Raw genomic sequence first — 23,311 nt, 5'->3', positions numbered from 1 at the left:
GTCAGGCCGCCGAGGCCGCCTCCTCGCCCTCGGGCGCGACGGTCACTTCCACCTTCAGCTTCTGCTCGCCCGGCGACAGAATGATGCCGTCGATCGGCGCCACATCGGCGTAGTCGCGGCCCGTCGCGAGCACAACGTGGTCATCCTGCGCGAACAGGTCATTGGTCGGATCAAAACCGATCCAGCCGCGCGCCTCACCGCACCACAAGGAGACCCACGCGTGGGTGGCGTCAGCGCCCTCCAGACGCGGACGGCCGGGCGGCGGATTGGTGCGCAGGTAACCGCTGACATAGGCCGCTGGCAGGCCCAGGCCCCGCAAGCCCGAGATCATGACGTGGGCGAAATCCTGGCAGACGCCGCGGCGAGCGTCGAAGGCCTCCATCGCCAAGGTCGAGACGTCGGTCGCCTTCGAGTCGTAGACAAAGTCGGCCTTGATCCGCGCCATCAATTCCGCTGCGGCCTCGACGACCGGGCGGCCAGGCCGAAAGGACACTCGCGCATAGTCGGTGATGGCCGGCGCGACGGGCGTGCGCCGCGTGGGATAGAGAAAGGCGGCGGGACTGTTGGCGTCTGTCGCATCGACCTCATAGGCCGCTTCGCGGACGGCCCCCCAGGCCGGCGCGCCAGCCACCTCCACCGGCGGTGCATGGACCTCGATCCGCGACCGCGCCTCGATCACCAGGGCCGTGTGCGGCCGATCGATCATCAGCGTCAGGGTCGGCTCGCCATAAGGACCAAGACGCCGAAGGGTCTCCGACGCACGCGGCGTCACCGAGACCGCGCTCGACAGCACCGTCTGTCGTCCGGAGGAGGTCGGCGTCAGCCGCAATACGCAGCGGGCGAAGGTGACGGCGGACTCGTAGGTGTAGGTCGTGCGATGACGGATCGAATAGATCAAGCCAGCCCCGCCAGCTTGATGGTCGGAGACGCATTGGCGCCCTGCAGAAAATAGCGATCGGCGACCGCCGTCGACAAGCGCATCAGGGTCTGCTCGAAGGCGCGCACCTTGTCGGTGTCCAGCGCGGCGGCGTCCTCGGTCTCCACATCAGCGGCCAAGGTCAGGATGATCCGCTGCGGCTCTTCCAGCATGCCATCCTCGCGCAGGCTCGGCAGGGCGGCGATGTGACCCTTGAGCGCGGCGACCTGGAAGGCGAGCGAGCGAGTGTTATAGGGATCCAGCAAAATCATGTCGCGCACTGGGGTCAGCGCCAGGCCCACGAGATAGCGCGCGCGATAGGTGATCTGGCTGTCGGCCAGATCCAGGAATAGGTCGAGGTCGTCGATCGTGGCCTCGTCGTGGGCCAGCGTACGCATGATCCGGCAGGTGTTGATGCCCCGCTCGATCCGGCGGCCCATATCGAGGAAGCGCCAGCCGTCGGTGCGGTTCATGTTCTCCTGCGCCAGGCCCGACAGCGCGGCCAGGATCTGGAGGGCGCTTTCGGTCTGCTGCAGCGCCTCGGCTTCGGAGGTGGGCGCCTGCGCCGCTTCGGCCAGACGGCGCTCGAGATTGACGATCAGGGTCCAGAAGTCCGCCGACAGCCGCTCCCGCATGGTGGAGGCCGTGCGGCGCGCAGCGCGGACGAGGTAGATCACTGAACCGTAGGCGTCCTCGTCGTGCAGGGCGTCACGGGCGGCCAGCAGGGCGCGGGCGCCCAACGCCTCCTCGTCCAGCGCGCCCCAGTCAATCAGCAGTTGCTGCAGGCATTCGAGCGTCTCGCCGGACCCATGAATGGCGGACTCGGCGTCCATCAGGCTGGTGCACAGGCTCCGAACGAGGCGAAGCGTCGCCTCGGCGCGTTCGATGTAGCGGCCCAGCCAAAACAGGTTGTCGGCCGCGCGGCTGGGCAGGTTCCCCATCAGGCGCTGGACCTTCACGTCCTCCTTGCGCGCCAGGAGCGTGATCCGCTCGACGGGCTTGTCGCCGATCACCCAGACGTCCGCCGTGCCCGCGTCCTCGCCCATGGATATGGCGCGGACGTCGACGCTATGGGCGGTGCGGCAGAAACCGCCTGGCATGATCTTGAAACCGTCGGGCGTGGCGGCCGCATAGACCCGCAGCACGAACGGCGCGGGCGTGAGGGCGCCGTCGCGCAGGACGGGCATGGTGGAAAGCTGGACCACCTCCTGGCCGACGTAGTCGCCCGGGCGTTCGGAAATTCGCTGGCGTAGTCGGTCGCGTTCGGCCGGATCGAGCTCGGCGACCAGACGCGCCCGGTCCATGAGCCCCGCGCCCAACGGTCCCTTGAAGGCTGGCGCCACGGCGAGGTCGTCGAATTCGCGCTCCACCAGGGCCCGTTCCCGCGCCTGGCCGCACCACCAGGTTGCGACGTTCGGCATCTTCAGGTCTTCGCCCAGCAGGCGCCGCGCCAGTCTTGGCAGGAAGCCCAGGAGCGCGCGGGTCTCCATCACCCCTGTGCCCGGCATATTGACCATGGCGACGCCGCCCTGGCGGATCGCCTCCAGCATGCCCGGCGCGCCCAGGTGCGAGGCGTTGTTCAGTTCGAGGGGATCGAGGAAATCCGCGTCGACGCGACGCAGGATCACATCGGCGCGCTTCAGGCCGGCGATGGTGCGGACGTAAACCTTGCCGTCGCGGACCACGAGATCGTCGCCCTGGACCAGCAGGAAGCCGAGATAACGGGCGAGATGGGCCTGTTCAAAATAGGTTTCGCTGAACGGCCCTGGGGTCAGCAGGCAAATGCGCGGGTCGTTACGCGAAGCGATCCCCGTGAGCCCCTTGCGCAGCTCGTCGAAGAAACTTGCTAGACGTTGTACGTTCATAGCATTGTAAAGATTGGGATAAGCCCGGCTAAGCACCAGCCGGTTCTCCAGCGCATAGCCAGCGCCCGATGGCGCCTGGGTCTTGTCGTCCAGCACCCACCAGCGCCCGTCAGGACCGCGGCCGAGATCGGCGGCGTAAAGTTGCATGAACTTGCCGCCAGCAGGCCGCACGCCACGCATAGCCCGGATAAAGTCGGGGCTGCCGGTTAAGGCCGCGGCAGGCAGGGCGCCTTCGGCGACCAACCTGCCCTCGCCGTAGATGTCCTGGAGCACCGCCTCGATCAAATTGGCGCGCTGCTCGACGCCTGCGGCGATCTGCGACCATTCCGCCTGTTCGAGGATCAGCGGCATCGGCCCCAAGGGCCAGGCGCGCTCGGTCTCTTCGCCATAGACCCGGTAGGAAACCCCGGTGTCGCGGATGTGGCGCATCGCCAAGCTGAACCGGCTACGGGACTCCCCCTCCGGATACTCGGAAAAATCTCCCAGAAAATTCAACCAGTAATCTCGAGGAACTCGCGCAGAATCAAATAGCTCGTCGGGTACGCCCGGCAAGGGATGATAGCCCCTCAGCCAAGCCGACAGACGGCCTGCGGCGTCCGGCCGAAGGTTCGCTTGGCGACGCTCGGCGGTGGAGAGCTCAGCCACGGGAGTTCCTCGGGTCCGACATGCGGTGGTCTTGAGTCCTGAGATCGAGCGTCAGTGGGAACTCGTCGGACACGATAGCTGGCGGCACGGCGAGCAGCCCCGGCGTATGGCCGAACGTCTGGAACCGCGCCCGCCGGCGCGCCTGCGCCTCGTAGGAGTTCACTGGGAAAGTATCATAGTTCCGCCCGCCTGGATGGGCGACATGATAGACGCAGCCGCCCAGCGATCGGCCGTTGGCGAGATCGATGATGTCGAAGGTCAGGGGCGCGTCGACGGTCAGGTTCGGGTGCAGACCGCTCGAGAGCTTCCAGGCCTTGTAGCGGACACCGGCCACCGCCTCCATCGAGGCGCCAGTAGGCGTCATCGGCAGGGCGCGGCCGTTGCAAGTGATGGCGTGACGCTCACGGTTGAAGCCACGCGCCAATACCTGAAGCCGCTCGATCGAGGAGTCGACGAAACGAACGGTGCCGCCGAGGGAACTCTCCTCACCCATGACGTGCCAAGGCTCCAGCGCATGGCGCAACTCGAGCGTGACGCCGCCGTACTCGACCTCGCCATGGACTGGGAAGCGAAACGCGCGCTGGGCCTCGAACCAATGTGGATCAAGCGGATACCCGGCCATCTTCAAGTCGCGCAGGACGTTCTGGAAGTCCGCCCAGACGAACTGCGGCAGCATGAAACGATCGTGCAGCGCCGTGCCCCACCGCACCAGCTTACCCTGCTGCGGCTCTCGCCAGAACCAGGCGACGAGCGCGCGGATGACAAGCTGCTGGGCCAGATTCATTCGCGCGTCCGGGGGCATCTCGAAGCCACGGAACTCCAGCAGGCCCAGTCGGCCCGCCGGACCATCCGGCGAGAACAGCTTGTCGATGCAGATCTCGCTGCGGTGGGTGTTGCCGGCGACATCGACCAGCAGGTTGCGGAGAAGCCGGTCCACCAGCCATGGCGCAGGCGGCTCCCCGCCCGGCGGCGGAATGAGGTCCAGCGCGATGTCGAGTTCGTAGAGGGAGTCGTGGCGCGCCTCGTCGATGCGCGGCGCCTGGCTGGTCGGACCCACGAACAGGCCGGAGAACAGGTAGGACAACGACGGATGACGCTGCCAGTAGAGCAGGATCGACTTCAAGACATCGGGCCGGCGCAGGAACGGCGAGTCCTCCGGCCGCGCGCCGCCGATCACCACATGGGCGCCGCCGCCGGTGCCGGTGTGGCGGCCATCGATCATGAACTTGTCCGCGCCCAGGCGGATCGCGCGAGCGTCCTCATAGACGCCCGTAGTGATGGCGACAGCCTCGCGCCAGGTCTCGGCCGGGTGGACGTTAACCTCGATAACCCCAGGATCGGGGGTGACACGCAAAACCCCCAGGCGCGGATCCTCCGGCGCGGGATAACCCTCGATGCGGATCGGCAACCCGTCGCCGACCGCCTCAATCAAAGCAATCAGCTCCAGATATTCCTCGGCGCGGGCCAGCGGCGGCAGGAACAGGCACAGGAAACCGTCGCGCACCTCCGCGGCCAGGGCCGTACGCACATGGGCCTTATCCCCGCGCTTGCCGGGCGTACGGGCGCTCAGTTCGGCGGGCGTCGGCAGGAACCCGCGCGGCTCGGTCGGATCGACCGTTTCAAGCCACGGGAAAGCCTCAGGCTTGAGGACCGGCAACCGGCTCAAGGGTAGCCGGAGGCCGATAGGGGAATCGCCGGGCGTGAGGTGCAGATTGCCGCGCCGGAAGGTCCAGGCCTCGCTGAGCCATCCCTCGCCTTCCGCCTTGGCGATCGCGCGGCGTAGGGGCAGGACGTAGCCGACAGGCTTGCCCAGCCCGCCCTCGATTGTCCGACGTAGCGCGCCGCGCACCTCGGGGTCGGCAAAATCGGGATCGTCTCCAGCGTCCGGCGGCAGATCGGCCTCGGCCTTGATCAATCCCACAGGCTCCTCGCGAGCGGCGAGGACATGCTTTGGGTCGACGCCCAGCCGGGCGGCCAACCTCTGCATGAAGGCCTGAACCTCGAAGGCGCCGATGCTCTCGTCGGGCTCCGCCGGCTGTGGACCCTGCCAGATCGGCAAGCCGTCGCGCCGCCAATGCAAGCCCAGCGCCCAGCGCGGCAGGGGCTCGCCCGGATACCACTTGCCTTGGCCGTAGTGCAGCAAGCCGCCAGCGCCGAACCGGTTCTTCAGCCGCACGATCAGCTGTTCAGCAAGAGCAGGCTTGGTGGGCCCAGACGCGTCGGTGTTCCACTCCGGCGCCTCGAAGTCGTCGATCGAGACGAAGGTGGGCTCGCCACCCATAGTGAGGCGCACATCCTGCGCGGAGAGGTCGGCCTCGACACGGTCGCCCAAGGCCAGCAGGTCTTCGAAGGCGTCGTCCTCGAAGGGCCGGGTGATGCGAATGGGTTCGACAAGCCGCGTCACCGACATGGAGAAGTCGAAGTGGTCTGCCGCGCGCGCCGCCAGGCCGGTGATGGCGGCGGCTGAACGGTAATGCGGCGTCGCGGCGAGCGGGATGTGGCCTTCCCCACACAACAAGCCGGAGGTGGCGTCGAAACCGATCCAACCGGCGCCCGGCAGGTAGACTTCGGCCCACGCGTGCAGGTCAGTGAAGTCCGTGCGCGTGCCCATCGGCCCGTCCACCGGATCGATGTCGGCTTTGAGCTGGATGAGGTACCCCGACACAAACCGAGCCGCGAGACCCAGACGCCGCAAGATCTGCACCAGCAGCCAGGCGGAGTCGCGGCAGGAGCCGGAAGCCAAGTTTAGAGTCTCGTCGGGCGTCTGCACGCCAGGCTCCATGCGCACGCCATAGGCCACCCGCCGCTGCAGATCGGCGTTCAGGCCGACGAGGAATGGCACAGAGGCCTGCCCCTCCGTCTTGAGGCCGGCGACGAAGGCGTCGAGCGCCGGGCCGGCGTCTTCAATCGACAGATAAGGCGTGAGGTCCTGGGCCACGTCGTCGGCGTAGGCGAAAGGTAAGACCTCGGCGTAGGGCTCGACGAAGAAATCAAAGGGATTGACCACCGTCATCTCAGCCGTGAGGTCGACGATGATCGACAGTTCGCGTGTGGGTTCAGGAAAGACCAGGCGCGCCAGCCAATTGCCGTGGGGATCCTGTTGCCAATTGATAAAATGACCGGCCGGTTCGATCTTCAACGCATAGCTGGGGATGCGCGTACGCGCGTGCGGCGCCGGCCTGAGGCGCACCACATGGGGGCTGAGCGTGACCGGCTCATCGTAAAGGTAGCGGGTGACGTGATTAAGCGCGACGATTGTGGACAGGGTGCGGCTCCGGTCTGCCTGGCGCCAGCTTAACGCCTGTTCGTCCTGCCCGGTTTGAGGAAAGCGTCGCTATTGTTCGATTTTCGACGTCTGCGCGCGATTCAGCCTCTGGCGCGCGCCAAGGTCGCGGCGCTAGCCCGTGTGCGGCGGGCTGCGATCTGCTAGGCTGGCGCATGGACCGCACCTTCCCGACCGCCGCGATATCGTCGTCCGTCAACCGGCGCGGCCTCTATCCGGACAACGAGCCCTTCGCCACCGGGTGGATGCCTACGGGCGATGGGCATGACATCTATTACGAAGAATGCGGCTCCCCCCTCGGCAAGCCCTGCGTGATCCTGCACGGCGGCCCCGGCGGGGCGATCAACCCGACCATGCGGCGGTTCTTCAATCCGCTGCGCTGGCGGATGACGCTGTTCGACCAGCGCGGCTGCGGCAAGAGCCGGCCCAACGCCAGCCTGGACGATAACAACACCTGGACCCTGATCGAGGACATAGAGCGCCTGCGCATCAAGGCCGGCGTCGAAAAATGGACGGTGTTCGGCGGATCCTGGGGCTCAACGCTGGCGTTGGCCTACGCCATTACGCACCCCGAGCGGGTCGAGGCCCTAATCCTGCGCGGCGTTTTCCTGCTGACCGAACGCGAGCTGAAGTGGTTCTACCAGGAAGGCGCCGGCATCCTCTTCCCCGACGCGTGGGAACGCTACTGCGCGCCAATCCCCATAGAGGAGCGCGGCGACATGATGGCCGCCTACCACAAGCGCCTGACCCACCCCGACCGCCAGATCCGCGCCGAGGCCGCCAGCGCCTGGAGCCAATGGGAGGGCGACACCATCTCGATCCGTGGACCTGAGGCGCGGCCGTCAAAGTTCAACGAGGTCGACTTCGCCATCGCCTTCGCGCGCATTGAGTGCCATTTTTTCACCAACCGGGGGTTCTTTCCTGAGGGCTGGATCATCGACAACATTGAGCGGATCAAACACATTCCCGCGTGGATTGTGCAGGGCCGCTTCGACGTGGTGACGCCGATGGATGCGGCTTGGCGTCTTTCGAAAGCCTGGCCCAGCGCACGTATGGAGGTCGTCTGGGACGCAGGCCACGCCTCAACCGAACCGGGGGTGATCGACGCTCTGGTGCGGGCGACAGACCAGGCGCTGGTGCGAGCCTAACCCCGCCGCCTCGCTCGCGGGCGTGTGCTGATCTGGCGAGCCCCTAAGCGGCGGCTGTCAGGCCTCGCGGCGCGCTGGCGGACATCGCCGTGTCGGCTAGGCTCTGGGCGGCAAGATCGGCCTCCAGCAGGTCGATAACCTCGCTATCCACGCTCATGTCGAACTTCCGTGCGAAGAGGTTGGGCCCCGACGTGAGCATAGGGACGTCGCTCGCGACAAACGTCCGCGGGCGTAGTTTGATGTCGCCGTCAGGCACCCAATCGATCGTGCGCATGTCGTCGCTGACGATCTCTCCATGAGAATTCGAACTCATCATCAGGGTCGGGAAGAAGCCTTCATCCGCAATAAAGCTGTTCCGATAGAAGGCCTTGAACCGAGCGGCCCGTCGATCGCCGCTGGCGAACTCACAGAACTCACGGGTGACCGTCATCCACTGATTGCCGATGTAAGGTCTCACCCCCTTAAGGAACGGGCGGCGGAGCGGCGTACGAAATATGCGGCCGAAGGCTTCGATCGTGACCTGCTTGATCCGGAGCAGAGTGTCAGGCCGAATTCGCTGTTGATCCAGCACGCGCAGAAATTCTCGACCCTCATTGGCGCGTAGGAACGCCGCGATGCGCGCTTGGGTTTTCAGCGGGAAATCCTGTCCGCTGAGATTGATGAAATATCGCCAGTCAGGATTCATCTCGAGCGCCTTGGCCATGCCGCGCAGGGCGGCGTCGACAAGGCTGTAGCCGCCCCAAAGCGCCGGCTTGCTGTCAAGTATCGCCGCGTTCTCGTAGGTTGACAGAAAGAGCGCGACCTCGTTGGCGAGCGCTGGCCCTGAGTGCTTGTCGACGTGAACCACGTAGTGGTTGGAAGGGTCGTAAATCGCCTTGAAAAGCCGCTTGAACTGCTCGGGATAGCGATGAACCAGGATGAGGTACGCAATCATGTGACAAGCCTTGGTTGCAAGATTTCGGGTGTCTTAGGACCGACCCAGCCATGGTCGGTTACGCTGTGCCAGCGCCAGGCGGTGCGGATGATTTCAGACAAGCCCAAGGGGCGAGGCGACCAACCCAGAAGGCGCTTCGCCTTCTGGTTCGAGGCGACCAGCACCGCAGGATCACCTGCGCGGCGGGGCCCGATGCGCCGCTGGAGCCTGCGCCCCGCCACCGCTTCAATCGCATTGGCGATTTCCATCACGGTCGAGCCGGTTCCCGAGCCAAGGTTTATGGCCTGGCTGATCCCACCGGCGACCAGGTAGTCCGCCGCCGCCACATGCGCGCGCGCCAGGTCAGAGACATGCACATAGTCCCTGACAGCGGTGCCATCGCGGGTGTCGAAGTCTTCGCCGAAGATCGTGAAGACATAGTCGTCACGAAGCAGGCCTCGCGCCGCCAGAGGGATCAGGTGGGTTTCAGGGTGATGTCGCTCACCGGTGTCGCCATCCCGATCTGCGCCGGCGGCGTTGAAGTACCGAAGCGCCACTGAGCGAAGCCCGTAGGCCGTCTCGTAGTGCAGCAGCATCCGTTCTGCGATCAGCTTGGTGGAGCCATAGGGGCTAATCGGCTCCTGCCGATGTTCTTCAGTCAAAAGCTCGACCTGGGGCGCGCCGTAGGTCGCCGCCGTCGATGAAAACACGATCTTGTCCCGGCCGCCGGCGCGCATGGCGTCTGCGACATTCATCGAGCCCACCACATTCGTCCGATAGTAGGATGCCGGATCCGCCATCGAACCGGCGACGTCGGTGAGGCCGACGAAGTGCGCGACAACATCCGGCGTGGTCGCCCGTATCGCGGCTTTCAAGGTCGGCAGGTCGAGAATATCCCCCTCTATGAAGTCGCCCCACTTCACAAGGTCGCGCCAGCCCGTCGACAGGTTGTCGAAAGTCACCACGCGCCATCCGGCAAGGGCGAATTGCTTGCAGCAGTGGCTGCCGACGTAGCCAGCGCCGCCGATCACCAGCACGGTTTGCATTGCGGTGTCCGCGCCGCCGGAGTCGCCGGACAACGCCATGAACGTGTGCACAAGCGGAGCGAGCCGCTCTATGTATTAAATCAGAATTTTCGTAGACGCTGCGTATTCGCTCAGCATCTGCACGCGTGAGCGCAACACCAAGCGATTATTCGAGGCAATATTCCGAGGAAATATTCACCCTAAGTATGCTCAGTAACATACTTTAGATCATGCCGCCGCAGTCATTACGCCGCATTTAGGCAAGCGAAACTGAGACGATATAGGCGGTTAAACCAGCGCACCCTTGCCGCTGGTGATCTCGCTGTAGCGGTGCACGCGCACCGACTGGACCAGGCCGAAGCCGATCATCACGGTCATCATGACGGTGCCGCCGTAGGACAGCAGCGGCATGGGCACGCCCACCACCGGAGCCAGGCCCATGACCATGGCGCCATTGATCAAGACATAAAGGGCGAAGGTCAGTGTGACCCCCGCCGCCGCCAGGCGGCCGAAATGGGAATGGCTGATGTAGGCGGTCCTGAGCGCCATGAAGATCACCGCGGCGTAGAGCACCAGCACCGACATACAGCCGACGAAGCCGAACTCTTCGGCCAGCGTGGCGAAGATAAAGTCTGTCTGTTTCTCGGGCAGGAAGTTCAACTGGCTCTGCGAGCCCAGGCCATACCCCTTGCCCAGGAAGCCTCCCGAACCGAGGGCGATCTTGGACTGCAGGATGTGATAGCCCGAACCGGAAGGATCGCTTTCGGGGTCGAGGAAAGTCAGCACGCGCTTGCGTTGGTAGTCGTGCATGCCGAACATCACGAAGGGCGGGACGACAGCGATGAAGATCGCCGCCAGCACGCCGATGATCCGCCAGGACAACCCGGCGAGGACGATGATCGCCGCGCCCGTCATGAAGATCAGCATGGCGGTGCCGAGGTCCGGCTGGTGGGCCACGAGAAGCACCGGCGCCATAACCATCGCCGCGGGGATCAGCAGCCACCAGGACATCTTCGCCGCGTAGGCCGGCGCCCCGTGGTAGAGCCGCGCCAGAGCCATGACGATGCCGATCTTCATGATCTCCGACGGCTGGAAGCTGAAAGCGCCGATCGATAGCCACCGCTGGGCGCCAAGCCGCACATCGCCGATGATCTCCACCGCCACCAGCAGCAGCAGACCCACCGCATAGACGGGGTAGGCCATGGCGAACCACACGCGGATATCGATGAGCGCCAGGCCGGTCATCAACGCCAGGCATATGCCAAAGCGGATCACATGATTGATCGCCCAGGGCTCCCAGCTGGAGCCGGCGACGGAGAACAACATCAGCCCACCGGCACCGGCGATCAGGCACAGGGTCAGCGCGAAGAACCAATCGATCTGGCCAATCTTGACGATCAGCCGGTCGCGTTCGCCCGGTCGGGTGAGAGCCGAGACGGTCATGCCGGGCCAGCCTCGGCCAGGCCGCGAGCGATATCCGCCGCATCCGTCGGCGCGTCGGGAACGGCGCCCTCCTCCGGGTCCGGCGCAAGCTCCGGCATTGGCAAAGGCTGTTCGATGCGCGCGCGGATTTCCGGGTCCTTGAGCAAAGCCGTGCGCATGATCTCGCGCGCCCGCGGCGCGGCGGCGGTGGATCCCCCCAGGCCATGCTGGACGATGACGGCGATCGCGTAGCGCGGCCTATCGATCGGCGCGAAGGCGACGAAGAGGCCGTGGTCGCGCAGGCGCCAAGGGCCGCTCTGGCCGCGGGGCATGCCGGCCTTGTAACTATAAACCTGGGCCGTGCCGGTCTTGCCGGCCATCAAGATATCGCCCAGGCCCAGCTGGCTGTTGCGATAGCCGGTGCCGCCGATCTCGGTCACCGCGGCCATACCGCCGCGCACGTAGGCGATGTGTTCCGCTGAATAGGGGAGATCTGGCGCCTCCGCGCCCGAAGGCTGGTCGATTCCGCCGATGGAGCGCACGAGACGTGGATTGAGCGCCTTCTTGCCGTTGGCCAGGCGGGCGGTCATCACCGCCAACTGCAGGCAGTTCACGGTCAGCATGCCCTGGCCGATCCCATAGCTCAGCGACTCCCCCGGGTGCCATTTCGGATCACGCTTGCGATGGGTGCGAACCCATTCGGTGGAAGGCACCACGCCGCGCTTCTGACCGGGAATGCCGATGTCGAAGATCTGGCCCAGGCCGAAGTTCTTGGCGACGGCGGCGATGCGGTCGGGGCCGATGCGCGCGGCCACGGCATAGAAGTACACGTCGCAGGAGTTCCGCAGCGCGTCGTGCATGGTCTGCGGCCCGTGGCCGCCGTGCTTGTGGCAGCGGAAGTAGCGGCCGCCGAAGTACATGCCGCCGCCGCAGAACACCGTCTGGCTTGGATCGACGCCGGCTTCCAACGCCGCCATGCTGGTCATGGTCTTAAAGGTCGAGCCCGGCGGATAGGTGCCGGACAGGCACTTATCCAGCAGGGGCTTTCGCTCATAGTTTGCGAGCGCGCGATACTCCGCCGACTGCAGGCCGCGCACGAAACGGTTGGCGTCAAAACTCGGCGCCGACAGCATGCACAGGATGTCGCCGTTGCGGCAGTCGACCATGACGGCCCCGCCGCTCTCCTCGCCGAAAACCTCGAGGGCGCGGTTCTGCACATCGATGTCCAGGGTGAGTTGGACGGTCTTGCCCGGCACGGCGGCGATGTCGCCGTCCGTGTCGTGGCGCACCTCGCGGCCATTGGCGTCGACCTCGACCTTCTGGGCGCCGGGCCGGCCGCGCAGCTCGAGGTCGAAGGCCTTCTCGACCCCCTGCTTGCCGATCCGAAAGCCTGGATGAAGCATGATCGGATCGGCGTTGGGGCCTGTATCCGTCAAATCCTCCTTGTTGACCTTAGCGACGTAACCGATGACGTGGGCGAAGGCGCCGCCGTCAGGGTAGACGCGCACCTCGCCCATATCGGCGGTGACGCCATTCAATTCCGGCGCGCGGACATTGATCGCGGAGAACTGATCCCAGGTAAGATCCTCAAGCGCCGAGACGGGCGCGCGGCGCGGCGCGTTGGTGATCTCGCGTTCGATGCGCCTTTGCCGGGCCTCATCCATCGGGACAAAGTTCGCCAAGGTCCTCAGCGTCGCTGCGACGTCGACGTCCTTCTCACGGGAGACGAGCACCCGGAAATTCGGTCGGTTGGCCGCCAGGACGGCGCCGTTTCGGTCAAGGATCAGACCCCGCGGGGGTGGGACCAGTTTGAAGTTGAACTGATTGGAGACCGCGAGCTTTTCGTAGCGCTGGGTGTCGACCAACTGCAGGTGCGCAAGGCGACCGCCGAGCGCAGCGAGACCCAGGCCCGCCATGCCGCCCAGCAGGAAGGCGCGGCGATGGAAGACGCCCTGTCGCTCGTTGACCTCGGCGAAGAAAATCTGCGGCCCGGACATAACTTTAAGTCAGACCTTACCTGAACCGGACGTCAGCGTCTTCGAACAGATCGATCAGACGTTGGGCGAAGGGATAAAGGGCGATGGTCGCCAGGAACTGCAGGCCAAGACCCATCAACGTCGGCGCCGTTCCGGTCATAAGGGCGATGATCAACCACCCCATGGAGAATGACAGTGCGGTGAGCGCGGCGTACCAGACGAACATCGCCATCCGTCCCTGCCCGGCCAACATGTTGCGTCCCGACAGAGCCAGGGCATAGGTCAGGAGCAGGCAGAGACTCCACAGCCCCTGCGGGCCTCCCCACAAGTAGTCGAGCGCCAAGCCAAGGCCTAGCACGGCGAACGGCGCGATGATGGACGGCCGGATCGCCGCCCACGCGAAGGCGGGCGCCATGGCGAACACCGGCTCTGGCGCTTGAAGGCCGAAGATACGGAGCGGGATGGCGAACAGCGCCGTCGCAGCCAAGACTTGCAGCATTGGCGCGCCAATCCAGAGCCAAGGATTCAGGCCGCGGGCCGGACTCAAAAGATCGGCTCTTCAACATCAAGCGTCGGCGCGGGCGGCGCAGTCGCCGGCGGCGGGGCGGGCCGGACATGAGGTGGCGCGGACGAAGGGGGGGGCAGCGGCTGTGGCCGCGGACGCGGCGTTGGCCGTGGCTGGGCGGGCTGTGGCGGCAACTGGGCGGTGACGGTTGGGGCTGCGCCGCCCAACGTCGGCGGCGGTAAGTTGGCGCGGGCCAGCGCAGCCTGGTCGGCTAGTTGCGTAAAGTCGACGAACAGCAGTATTTTCACATAGTCGATGGGCGTACGGTCAGCCGCCAACTCCACCCGCCAGCGTCCGTCGAGGCCGCGCACGGCGACGCCGACCGGCAGGCCGCGCGGAAAGACGCCGCCATCGCCGGAGGTGACGACACGGTCGCCATTCTTCACCGGGTTCTGGCCGCGCATATAGTCGAGCCGCGGCGCCCCGCCGCCGTCGCCGGTGAGGATGGCGCGCGCATTGGTCCGATCGATCATTACCGGTGTGCGGGAGGCCACATCGGTCAAAAGCAGGATCCGACTGGCGCCCGGCGCCACGCCGATCACGCGCCCTACGAGGCCTGTTTCGCTCATCACCGGGTTGCCGGACTTCACGCCGGCTTCGGCGCCGGCGTTGGCGATCCTGGTATTGGCGAAGGGCCCCCGAGAGTCCGTGACGACACGGGCGGCGACCATCGGGATCGGCGGATCGGTCCGAAGACCGAGCAACGACCTGTACCGCTCATTGGTGTCGCGCAGGGCCAGGGCGACGTCGCGCCACTGACGCGCCTCGACAAGCTCGGCCTTGAGCTTGCGGTTTTGTGATCCTGCGAAAAGGTAATCGCCGATCCGGGCGAAGCCGCCACCGACCCAGCGCACCGGCGCGGTCAGCGTTTGCCCGACGGGCTTGATGGCCGTGTCGGCCATCTCCCGCGCTTGGCCGTAGGCCCCGCTTACGTCGGGGTCATAACGGTCGCTGACCAGCAACACGACGCCGGCTATGGCCGCCACGACGACAGCCACGGCGGCCGTCCAGGTGAGCGGCACCTTCAGTTCACCGAGCGGACTGCCCCTCAAGGACACTGACTTGTATCGCCTCCAGCGGAGCCCCCGCCGCCCGTCTAGGGACTTGGCGGCGGCTTTAGCCGCCGATCACACTCGTCTTTAAGGCCAAGCTGGTTAAGCCAGAGTGGATTCCAGGACGCCCTTCATCCACTTCGGATGTTCCAGCACCTTGCCACAGCCCAACGCCACGCACGAGAGCGGGTCATCGGCCACGGTCACCGGCAAGCCGGTGTGATCACGGATTTCGGCGTCGAGGCCGCGCAACAGAGCCCCGCCGCCCGTCAGCATGATCCCCTTGTCAGCGATGTCGGAGGCCAGCTCCGGCGGCGTGGCTTCCAGCGCCATCTTCACGGCTTCGACGATCTGGCCAACAGGCTCGGCCAGGGCGTCCGCCGCCTGCTTCTCGCTGATACGCACTTCGCGCGGCACGCCCTGCATCAGGTCGCGGCCCTTGACCTCGATGGCCAGGCCCTCGCCATCGGCCGGCGCGCGAGCGGTGCCAATTTCCTTCTTGATGCGCTCGGCGGTGGTCTCGCCGATCAGCAGGTTATGGTTACGGCGCATGTAGCTGATGATCGCCTCGTCCATCTTGTCGCCGCCGACGCGGACCGAGCGGGAATAGACGATGCCGGAGAGCGACAGGACGGCCACTTCTGTGGTGCCGCCGCCGATGTCGACGACCATCGAGCCGGTCGGCTCATGGATCGGCAGGCCCGCGCCGATCGCGGCGGCCATGGGCTCGTCGATCAGGCCGACGCGACGGCCACCGGCGTTCAGGCAGGAATCATTAATGGCCCGACGTTCGACGGCGGTCGCGCCCGACGGCACGCAGATGATGACCTTGGGGTTCACGAAGCCCTTACGGTTGTGAACCTTGCGGATGAAATATTTGATCATCTCTTCGGCGACTTCGAAGTCGGCGATGACCCCATCGCGCATGGGGCGGATCGCCTCCATGTGGCCAGGCGTGCGCCCCAGCATCTGCTTGGCGTCGACGCCAACGGCATGGACGATCTTGCGTCCGCCGATATTGCGCAACGCCACGACGGAGGGCTCGTTCAGCACGATGCCCTTCCCTTTCATATAGATAAGGGTGTTGGCCGTTCCGAGATCGATGGCGATATCGTTCGAGATCGCGCCGAAGAGGGATGAGAACATTTAGGGCCCTGGAGCTGGGGGCGAAGGCTTTGCAGCGGCTTTCCGGAGAGCACGAAGCTGTGCCCCGACCCCATGGTGATTTCAAGGCCTTATGCGAACACCTCGAAGACGCCGGCTGTCGGACGGGCCCGATCAGCCGAGCGCGGTGGCGACGACGCCCGCCGCCGTCAGCAGACCACCGATCATTTGACGTAGCGACAGCCGCTCGCGGAACAGCCTGTGGCCGGCCGCCGCCGCGATGGGGGTCTCGATGACGCCTACGGCGCGGACCGCGCCAGCCGGCGCCATCGTCAACGCCGCAAACCAGCAGGCGGACGCCAGAGAGCCGAACAGGCCGGCGAACAGCGACGGCCGCCAGGCCTTGACCACGGCGATCAGGACGTGCGGCCGCAAGATGGCCAGCGCCCCGCCCAGCACAATGGATTGCACCGCCTGCGCAACGCAAACCGACGCCGAGCCGGCATAGATCGGGTGGGCTGGATCCAGGCTGAGACCCGCCTGACGGAACGCATTCAGGCTGACGGCGAAGCAGAACCCCGCGCCCACGCCGAATGCGATACCCAAGGTCGACCCCTTGGCCGCATCGGCCTTGGGCCAAGAGAGCACCGTCACGCCAAGGGTGGCGAGCGCGATGCCCATCCAACCCTGCAGACTCAGATTATCGCCCAAGGCCAGCCAGCCGATGATCGCCGAGAGCGGCAACGCGCACTGCTGCACCATTGTGGCGACGGCGAAGCCCGAGCGTCGCATCGACGCCAAGAGAAATGCGGTTGCGCACATCTGCGCCATGGCGCCCGCGCTGACCGTCATGAAGAACTTTGGCGAGACATGCGGCGTCGCGTCCGGGGTCAGCAGGGCGACGGCGCCGAAGATCACCAGCGCTAACGGCAAGCCGAACAGAAAACGCACGAGCGTCGCGCCCCAAGGACCGCCATCGCCGGCGATCGTGCGCTGCATGGCGTTGCGGGCGACCAGCAAGGGCGCCGCAGCCACGGTCAGAAGTATCCAGAGCATGTCCAGTCGCGCTCCCCGATGCGGGGTTACGCGCTCCGTTGTCTGCGAGGCAAGGCTGATCGGTCAAAATCAATCCGACCGATCACGCGGGTTAGAAGCGGGTGGCGACCCGACCGCCGGGGGCGGTCTTTTCCTTGCGCGCAAAGAGGTTGTTCAGCGCATTGATATAGGCTTTGGCCGAGGCGGTGAGCGTGTCGGTGTCGGCGGCCTGGCCGGTGGCGATGCGGCCATCTTCCTCCAGGCGGACCGAGACCTGGGCCTGAGCGTCCGTTCCTTCAGTCACGGCGTGCACCTGGAACAGACGCAGCATGGCGTTGTGCGGCGCGACCTGTTGGATTGCGTTGAACACCGCGTCGACTGGGCCGTCGCCGGTCGCGGTCGAAGAGCGGTCGACGCCGTCGATGATGACCGTCAGTTCGGCTTCCTGGGGGCCTTCGGTGCCCGCGATGACACGCAAGGACTTCACCTGGATGCGGTCCGCGCCCGAGGCCAGGGCGTCGTCCACGAGGGCGATGATGTCGTCGTCGTAGACGTGCTTCTTGCGGTCAGCCAGGTCCTTGAATCGGCCGAAGGCGTCGTTTAACGCGTTCTGGCCCAGGTCGTAGCCCAACGACTTCAACTTTTCGCGGAAGGCGTGGCGGCCCGAGTGCTTGCCCATCACCAGATTCGTGGCGCCCTGCCCCACATCTTCCGGCTTCATGATTTCGTAGGTCTCGGCGTTCTTCAGCATCCCGTCCTGGTGGATGCCGCTCTCGTGAGCGAAGGCGTTCTTGCCGACGATGGCCTTGTTGTATTGGACAGGGAAGCCAGTGATCGCTGAAACGTAGCGGCTGGCGCGGGTGATCTGGGTGGAGTCGATGTTGGTGTAGCGCTGCAGGCGGTCGCCGCGGACCTTCAGGGCCATGACGACCTCTTCCAGGGCCGCGTTGCCGGCCCGCTCGCCGATGCCGTTCATGGCGCACTCGATCTGGCGCGCGCCGCCCTGCACGCCGGCGAGGCTGTTGGCGACCGCCAGGCCCAGGTCGTTGTGGCAGTGGGTCGAGAAGATGACGCCGTCGGCGCCCGGCACGTTCTCGATCAGGTCGCGGAAGATGTCGGCGTACTCGCTGGGGTAAGTGTAGCCTACCGTGTCGGGGATGTTGATCGTCGTGGCGCCGGACTTGATAGCCGCCTGGACGCAGCGGCGCAGGAAGTCCCGCTCCGTGCGGGTGGCGTCCTCGGCCGACCATTCGACATCGTCGGTCCAGTTGCGGGCGTGGGCGACCGAACGGGCCACCATATCCAGCACCTGCTCCGGCTCCATCTGCAGCTTCCACTTCATGTGGACCGGGCTGGTGGAGATGAAGGTGTGAATGCGGCTGCGCTTGGCGGGGCGCAGAGCTTCGCCGGCGCGCTCGATGTCGCCCTGGCTGGCGCGGGCCAGGCCGCAGACGACGCTTTCGGTGACGATCTGGGCGATCTGGTTGACGGCGTCGAAGTCGCCCTTGGAGGCGATGGGGAAGCCGGCCTCGATGACGTCGACGCGCATGTCCTCGAGGATCTTCGAAAGCTCCAGCTTCTCTTCCAGAGACATCGACGCGCCTGGCGATTGCTCGCCGTCGCGCATGGTGGTGTCGAAGATGATGACGCGTTCGCTCTCGTTGCGAGAGACGGGTTCAGGAGCTTGAGGCATCTAAGGTGACTTTCTTCGCGGGGTTGGCGCAGGCGTGGGTGACGTTAGAGTCCCCTGAACGCCCGGCCGCGAAGTCACGCAGCCTGGAGAGGCGCCCAGGGGCGGCTAAGCCCCAGCGGAAGAAGAAGCAGGCTATCGCGGATCGCGCACATGGCCTTGGAGATAGCCAAATCCGCCTCGTCTCGCAAGGCGTCAGTCGCGGGAGCGAGCCTTCAGCCAACGCGCCGCGCACCAGGCGATGACGATCCAGGCGGCTGCGGCCAGCGCGAGCCACAGGGCGTCCGGCCCCGCCTCGCCGCGGAACATGCGAGCGATGGAGTTCCCGGCGAAAGCCGTCAGCGCGATCTTGGGGATGATGCCCAGCGCCGTCCCAGAGACGAAATCCCGGGCGCGCATCGGGGTGACGCCCGCGGCCATGTTGACGACAATGAAGGGCGCTGATGGCGCTAATCGCACAATGAAGCTGGCCAGGAAGCCGTTGCGGCCGACCAGGGCCAAGAAGCGTCGCACACCGTCGCCTGAGAACCGCTGCAACGCCCGCTCGCCCGCTGTCCGGCCCAGGATGAAGCCGATCAGGGCGGAGACCAACGTGCCAATCCAGCTGTACGCGAAACCGAGCCACGGGCCGAAAGCGACGACGGCGGCGGCGATGAGCATAAACTGAGGCACGCCGATGAAGGCCAGGGCGGCGAAGGCCACGATGGCGACGGGCAGCGACCACGGACCGGACGCCGCGCCGAGCCACTGTTCGACCGTCGCTTCGCCGTTGAAGCCCAACACCTGGGCGCCAAACAGGAATACGACGCCTACGCCGCCGAACAGGACGAACGACACCAGGAGCGCGCGCCACGCCTGGGCGTCGAGGTTGGTCAGGAACGCAAGTAGCCGGCGCATAAGGAGCGTGAGGTCGCCGTTCCGCGCGTGGCGGTCAAGCCACGTTCAGACCGGCATTTTCCGGCTGTGTCGAAAACGGCGCCCTAAAACCCACCGGGCGGGTTCCCGCGACCTGCAGCTTGGGCTAAACCGCGCGCGCCTTATCAACCCCCATCGGGAGCCTGCTAGCCATGTCGCTGCAATCCGACGCCCTCGCCCGCGTGAAGCCCTCCGCCACCCTGGCGGCGGATCAGAAAGCGCGTGACCTGAAGGCGGCCGGCCGCAATGTGATCGGTCTCGCCGCTGGCGAGCCGGACTTCGATACGCCGCAGAACATCAAGGAAGCGGCGATCAAGGCGATTATGGATGGCAAGACCAAGTACACGAACGTCGATGGCATCGCCGAGCTGAAGCAGGCGGTCGCCGACAAGTTCGAGCGCGAGAACGGCCTGAAGTACAAGCCCAGCCAGGTGAACATCGCGCCTGGCGGCAAGCCGGTGATCTGGAACGCCATGCTGGCGACCCTGAACCCCGGCGACGAAGTCATCGTGCCGACGCCGTACTGGGTCAGCTATTGGGACATCGTCGCCATGGCCGGCGGCACGCCCAAGGCGTTGCCGACCAGCGCGGCCACGGGCTTCAAGATCCAGCCGGAGAAGTTGGAAGAAGCGATCACCCCGCGCACGCGTTGGATCCTGCTGAACTCGCCGTCGAACCCTTCAGGCGCCGCCTACACCCGCGCCGAGCTGAAGGCGATCACCGATGTGCTGATGCGTCACCCGCAGGTCTGGATCCTGACGGACGACATGTATGAGCATCTGGTGTTCGACGACTTCGAGTTCACCACGCCCGCCCAGATCGAACCTGGCCTCTACGACCGCACCTTGACCATGAACGGGGTCTCCAAGGCCTACGCCATGACCGGCTGGCGGATCGGCTATGCGGCGGGCCCGGAAGAACTGATCAAGCTGATGGCCAAGGTCATGAGCCAGACGACGTCCAACGCCTGCTCGATCTCGCAATGGGCGGCTGTCGAGGCGCTGAACGGCCCGCAGGACTTCATCAAGCCGAACGCGAAGCTGTTCCAAGAGCGCCGCGACCTCGTTGTTTCGATGCTGAACCAGGCTCACGGCATCCAATGCCCGACGCCGGAAGGCGCCTTCTATGTCTATCCGTCCTGCGAAGGGCTGATCGGCAAGACGGCCCCGAGCGGCAAGGTGATCACCTCTGACATGGACTTCTGCAACGAGTTGCTGGAGGCCGAGGGCGTGGCGGTTGTGGCGGGCACGGCCTTCGGCCTGGCCCCGCATTTCCGCATCAGCTACGCGACCGCCAACAGCACACTGGAAGACGCCTGCCAGCGCATTCAGCGCTTCTGCGCCTCCGTCGCCTGAGGACGGAGGACTAAACGCGCGAAGGCGCGGTCACCTTGCGGCGGCCGCGCCTCCTGCCCGCTCCAGCTTGGTCAATGACCAAGCGGAGCCTCGATCAGGTCCCTTAGTGCTTTTCGCTCCACTGGGACTTGGCCGCATCTTCCGAACGATCAAGCACGAGCTTGTCGTCCTCCACGTAATCAATCCAACTGACCGGAATCATGTGGTGCTTCAGGCCGCCGCCGAAGTCGAACTTGGCCAGTTCGATCTCGGAGCCCTTCAGGTGGTCGACCCGGCCGACGTGGCCGCCGTCAGAACCCACAACTTCCATGTGCTCGCGAATTTCCGAGGATTGGATCATCTTTCCGTCTCCATTTCGGTTGGACCGGGAAAACCCGCGACCTGCGCTAGGGTTTCAACAGCCGAGCTACGAAACTGGAGGCGACCTTTGGCCGAGCCGATCAATCTGAACCGTGCCCGCAAGGCGCGCGATAAGGCGCAGGCCAAGTCTAGGGCGGTCGAGAACCGCGCCAGGTTCGGGCTGGGCAAGGCAGACCGGTCAAGGGCGCAGGCCGAGACGGAGCGCGCCGCGCGCGACCTCGAAGGCAAGAAGCGCGAATGAGCGCCGGCGGCCTGAAGAAGCGATCTCTCTCGCTCGCCGGTCACGCGACCTCCATCGCGCTCGAGCCGGAATTCTGGGCGGTGCTGGAGGCCGAGGCTGGTCGTCGCGGACAAAGTCTTTCGGCTCTTGTCGCCGGCCTGGATCGCAATCGTGGAGAGCGCCCACTAGCGTCGGCCTGCCGGATCGCGGCGCTCAATTTCGCGAAGAACTAGTCGAGTTCGAAGCGGCGAGTCGACCAGTATCGGAAGCCTTCGCTGGCCGTCATGCGCCAGCCCCGGCCCTTGAGCGCGCGGCCGATCATGAAGTTGAAGAAGCCATGGGCCAGGACCACCACGTCCTGTCCTGCCTCGGCGCGGGCGATCAGCATCTGCGCCGCCTGGTCGGCGCGGGCCTCAGCCTGAACGCGGCTCTCCTGGCCGGCGTGGTGGTTGAAGAACCACCACCAGAACCTGGATAGGAAGCCCCAGATCTTCGGCGAGAGACGGACCCAAGGGGGGAAAGGCGGCGGGGGAAGCGGCGCTTCGATCAGAATTGGTTCGCGCGCAAAATCGCGGGTGGCGTCCACCGCCAGGGCGCTTTCGATCGCGCGCGGGCGGATCGAAGAGATCATGACGCCGGCGCCGGCGGCGCTGGACGTCAGAAGCGGCGGCGGGCTCTGGCCCGACAGAAGCCCACGAGTCTCGTAGTCCGCCCAGAAACGCGCGTATTCGGAGGCAGTGAGGATCACCTTGCGCGAAATCGCCGGCTCGCCGTGCCGCGCCAGGATGATGGCGCCCGGTCGGGAAGCAAGGCTTTCAGTCAAGTGCGGGCCATCGATGATGTGTTCTCGGGCGCCGAGGTTACGGCGATTCCGTTGAGGCTCAGGTTTCCGACAGCGCCCTGACGTGCGCAAGCGCCGATTGACCCAGCGCCCGCAGGTCGTAGCCGCCCTCAAGGGATGAAACCACCCGGCCGGCGGCGTGCCGCCGCGCGATCTCCATGATCGCCCGCGTGGCCCAAGCGAAGTCCTCCTCCTCAAGATCCTGGCCGCCGCCGCCGCCCAGGGGATCATGCTGGTGGGCGTCGAAGCCAGCGGACACGAGGATCAGGTCCGGCTGGAAGGCGTCGATGCGGCCCATCAGGCCATCGAAGGCCTTGCGCCAAGCAGACGCCGGCGCGCCGGCCGCGACCACGGCGTTGGCCACATTGGCGGGCGTTGGCTGAGACGGGTGCCCCGTGCCCGGCCACATCGGCCACTGCTGGATCGAGGCGAAGAACAGCCCGTCCTGGCCGGACAGGGCAGCCTGCGTGCCGTTGCCGTGATGGACATCGAAATCGACCACCGCGACACGCTTAAACCCCGCTGCTCGCGCGGCTTGGGCGCCCAGGGCGACGTTTGAGTAAATGCAAAAGCCCATGGAGCCTTCAGGCTCGGCGTGATGCCCCGGCGGACGCACGGCGCAGAACGCGCGATCAGCCTCGCCCGCTGCGACCGATCGCACAGCCTCCAACACAGCGCCCGCCGCGCGACGCGCCGCCGCCAGGCTGCCGCTGGACATCCAGGTGTCGGGGTCGATTTGCACGGCGTCGCGACCCGGCGCCACCTGCTCGATCTGATCAAGATAATCCGCCGGGTGCAGGGCGGCGAGTTGAGCGCGCTCAACAAGGGGCGCACTGCATTCAAGGAGCGACAGGTCGGACGCATCGGCCAGGGCGCCCAGCACCGCAGACAGCCGCTCGGGGCGCTCTGGGTGGCCGTAGCCGGGGCGATGGTCCAGCATGTCGCGATGGGTGTAGAGGGCGACGTCCATGCCCTACCCTA

20 protein-coding genes are annotated in these 23,311 nt (G+C 65.9%); 4 read left to right on the top strand and 16 right to left on the bottom strand.

What is annotated here, in order from left to right:
- Position 1: 1 nt before the first annotated feature.
- From BN1313_RS06535 to BN1313_RS06525, 3 genes are read right to left on the bottom strand one after another with little or no spacing between them, the layout of a single operon-like run.
- A complete protein-coding gene (locus BN1313_RS06535; RefSeq protein WP_091738057.1) occupies positions 2-898 on the bottom strand; it encodes a transglutaminase family protein in 897 nt (298 codons plus the stop codon).
- Entirely contained in the window at positions 895-3,426 is a 2,532-nt protein-coding gene (locus BN1313_RS06530; protein ID WP_091738054.1) for a circularly permuted type 2 ATP-grasp protein, read from the bottom strand. The genes BN1313_RS06535 and BN1313_RS06530 overlap by 4 nt, the downstream gene beginning before the upstream one ends.
- Positions 3,419-6,682: a transglutaminase family protein gene (locus BN1313_RS06525; protein ID WP_245620222.1), complete on the bottom strand. Its 3,264-nt coding sequence runs from the start codon at positions 6,680-6,682 to the stop codon at positions 3,419-3,421. Before BN1313_RS06525 ends, BN1313_RS06530 begins: the two co-directional genes overlap by 8 nt.
- Before the next feature lie 182 nt (positions 6,683-6,864).
- Between BN1313_RS06525 and pip the strand changes: the two genes are divergently transcribed.
- Positions 6,865-7,857, top strand: a complete 993-nt coding sequence (pip, locus tag BN1313_RS06520) for a prolyl aminopeptidase (protein WP_091738049.1) — start codon at positions 6,865-6,867, stop codon at positions 7,855-7,857.
- A gap of 43 nt (positions 7,858-7,900) precedes the next feature.
- On the opposite strand, the gene BN1313_RS06515 is transcribed toward pip, so the two are convergent.
- The 10 genes from BN1313_RS06515 to BN1313_RS06470 form a co-directional block, all read right to left on the bottom strand.
- Positions 7,901-8,791, bottom strand: coding sequence for a beta-1,6-N-acetylglucosaminyltransferase (locus tag BN1313_RS06515; RefSeq protein ID WP_091738046.1), 891 nt, complete (start codon positions 8,789-8,791; stop codon positions 7,901-7,903).
- Complete coding sequence (galE, locus tag BN1313_RS06510) at positions 8,788-9,855, bottom strand: UDP-glucose 4-epimerase GalE (protein ID WP_245620118.1); 1,068 nt, start codon at positions 9,853-9,855, stop codon at positions 8,788-8,790. The genes BN1313_RS06515 and galE overlap by 4 nt, the downstream gene beginning before the upstream one ends.
- A 228-nt stretch (positions 9,856-10,083) precedes the next feature.
- Positions 10,084-11,238 carry a rod shape-determining protein RodA gene (gene rodA / locus BN1313_RS06505; protein ID WP_091738042.1) on the bottom strand — a complete coding sequence of 385 codons (1,155 nt, stop codon included), beginning with the start codon at positions 11,236-11,238 and terminating at the stop codon, positions 10,084-10,086.
- On the bottom strand, positions 11,235-13,214 hold the full coding sequence (gene mrdA, locus BN1313_RS06500) for a penicillin-binding protein 2 (RefSeq protein ID WP_091738039.1): 1,980 nt from the start codon (positions 13,212-13,214) through the stop codon (positions 11,235-11,237). Before mrdA ends, rodA begins: the two co-directional genes overlap by 4 nt.
- A 16-nt stretch (positions 13,215-13,230) precedes the next feature.
- The gene (locus tag BN1313_RS06495) at positions 13,231-13,692 is read right to left on the bottom strand and encodes a hypothetical protein (protein WP_091742435.1); all 462 of its coding nucleotides are present in this window, start codon (positions 13,690-13,692) and stop codon (positions 13,231-13,233) included.
- 44 nt (positions 13,693-13,736) lie between these two features.
- On the bottom strand, positions 13,737-14,816 hold the full coding sequence (gene mreC / locus BN1313_RS06490; protein ID WP_091738036.1) for a rod shape-determining protein MreC: 1,080 nt from the start codon (positions 14,814-14,816) through the stop codon (positions 13,737-13,739).
- A gap of 96 nt (positions 14,817-14,912) precedes the next feature.
- On the bottom strand, positions 14,913-15,956 hold the full coding sequence (locus BN1313_RS06485) for a rod shape-determining protein (protein WP_091738033.1): 1,044 nt from the start codon (positions 15,954-15,956) through the stop codon (positions 14,913-14,915).
- Between the two features lie 132 nt (positions 15,957-16,088).
- Positions 16,089-16,970 (bottom strand): DMT family transporter, encoded by an 882-nt coding sequence (locus BN1313_RS06480; protein WP_091738030.1) that lies wholly within the window; start codon positions 16,968-16,970, stop codon positions 16,089-16,091.
- 91 nt (positions 16,971-17,061) lie between these two features.
- A complete protein-coding gene (locus BN1313_RS06475; RefSeq protein WP_091738027.1) occupies positions 17,062-18,642 on the bottom strand; it encodes a 2-isopropylmalate synthase in 1,581 nt (526 codons plus the stop codon).
- A 192-nt stretch (positions 18,643-18,834) separates the two neighbouring features.
- Positions 18,835-19,536, bottom strand: a complete 702-nt coding sequence (locus tag BN1313_RS06470; protein ID WP_091738024.1) for a TVP38/TMEM64 family protein — start codon at positions 19,534-19,536, stop codon at positions 18,835-18,837.
- 170 nt (positions 19,537-19,706) lie between these two features.
- On the opposite strand from BN1313_RS06470, the gene BN1313_RS06465 reads away from it, so the two are divergent.
- Positions 19,707-20,909: a pyridoxal phosphate-dependent aminotransferase gene (locus BN1313_RS06465; protein ID WP_091738021.1), complete on the top strand. Its 1,203-nt coding sequence runs from the start codon at positions 19,707-19,709 to the stop codon at positions 20,907-20,909.
- A gap of 103 nt (positions 20,910-21,012) precedes the next feature.
- Here BN1313_RS06465 and BN1313_RS06460 read toward each other — a convergent pair whose 3' ends face one another.
- Positions 21,013-21,249 carry a DUF2171 domain-containing protein gene (locus tag BN1313_RS06460; RefSeq protein WP_091738018.1) on the bottom strand — a complete coding sequence of 79 codons (237 nt, stop codon included), beginning with the start codon at positions 21,247-21,249 and terminating at the stop codon, positions 21,013-21,015.
- Between the two features lie 87 nt (positions 21,250-21,336).
- Between BN1313_RS06460 and BN1313_RS06455 the strand changes: the two genes are divergently transcribed.
- Together BN1313_RS06455 and BN1313_RS06450 are read left to right on the top strand one after the other, a co-directional pair.
- Entirely contained in the window at positions 21,337-21,510 is a 174-nt protein-coding gene (locus BN1313_RS06455) for a DUF4169 family protein (protein WP_091738015.1), read from the top strand.
- Positions 21,507-21,722, top strand: coding sequence for a ribbon-helix-helix domain-containing protein (locus tag BN1313_RS06450; protein WP_091738012.1), 216 nt, complete (start codon positions 21,507-21,509; stop codon positions 21,720-21,722). The genes BN1313_RS06455 and BN1313_RS06450 overlap by 4 nt, the downstream gene beginning before the upstream one ends.
- On the opposite strand, the gene BN1313_RS06445 is transcribed toward BN1313_RS06450, so the two are convergent.
- Positions 21,719-22,312: a histidine phosphatase family protein gene (locus tag BN1313_RS06445; protein WP_245620116.1), complete on the bottom strand. Its 594-nt coding sequence runs from the start codon at positions 22,310-22,312 to the stop codon at positions 21,719-21,721. The genes BN1313_RS06450 and BN1313_RS06445 overlap by 4 nt on opposite strands.
- Before the next feature lie 58 nt (positions 22,313-22,370).
- On the bottom strand, positions 22,371-23,300 hold the full coding sequence (locus BN1313_RS06440) for a histone deacetylase family protein (protein ID WP_091738010.1): 930 nt from the start codon (positions 23,298-23,300) through the stop codon (positions 22,371-22,373).
- Positions 23,301-23,311: the final 11 nt, after the last annotated feature.

This window comes from Phenylobacterium immobile (ATCC 35973), assembly GCF_001375595.1.
In the GTDB taxonomy this organism is placed as follows: domain Bacteria; phylum Pseudomonadota; class Alphaproteobacteria; order Caulobacterales; family Caulobacteraceae; genus Phenylobacterium; species Phenylobacterium immobile.
The sequence above is the reverse complement of the archived record's forward strand: the minus strand, read 5'-3'. Positions and strand labels throughout refer to the sequence as shown.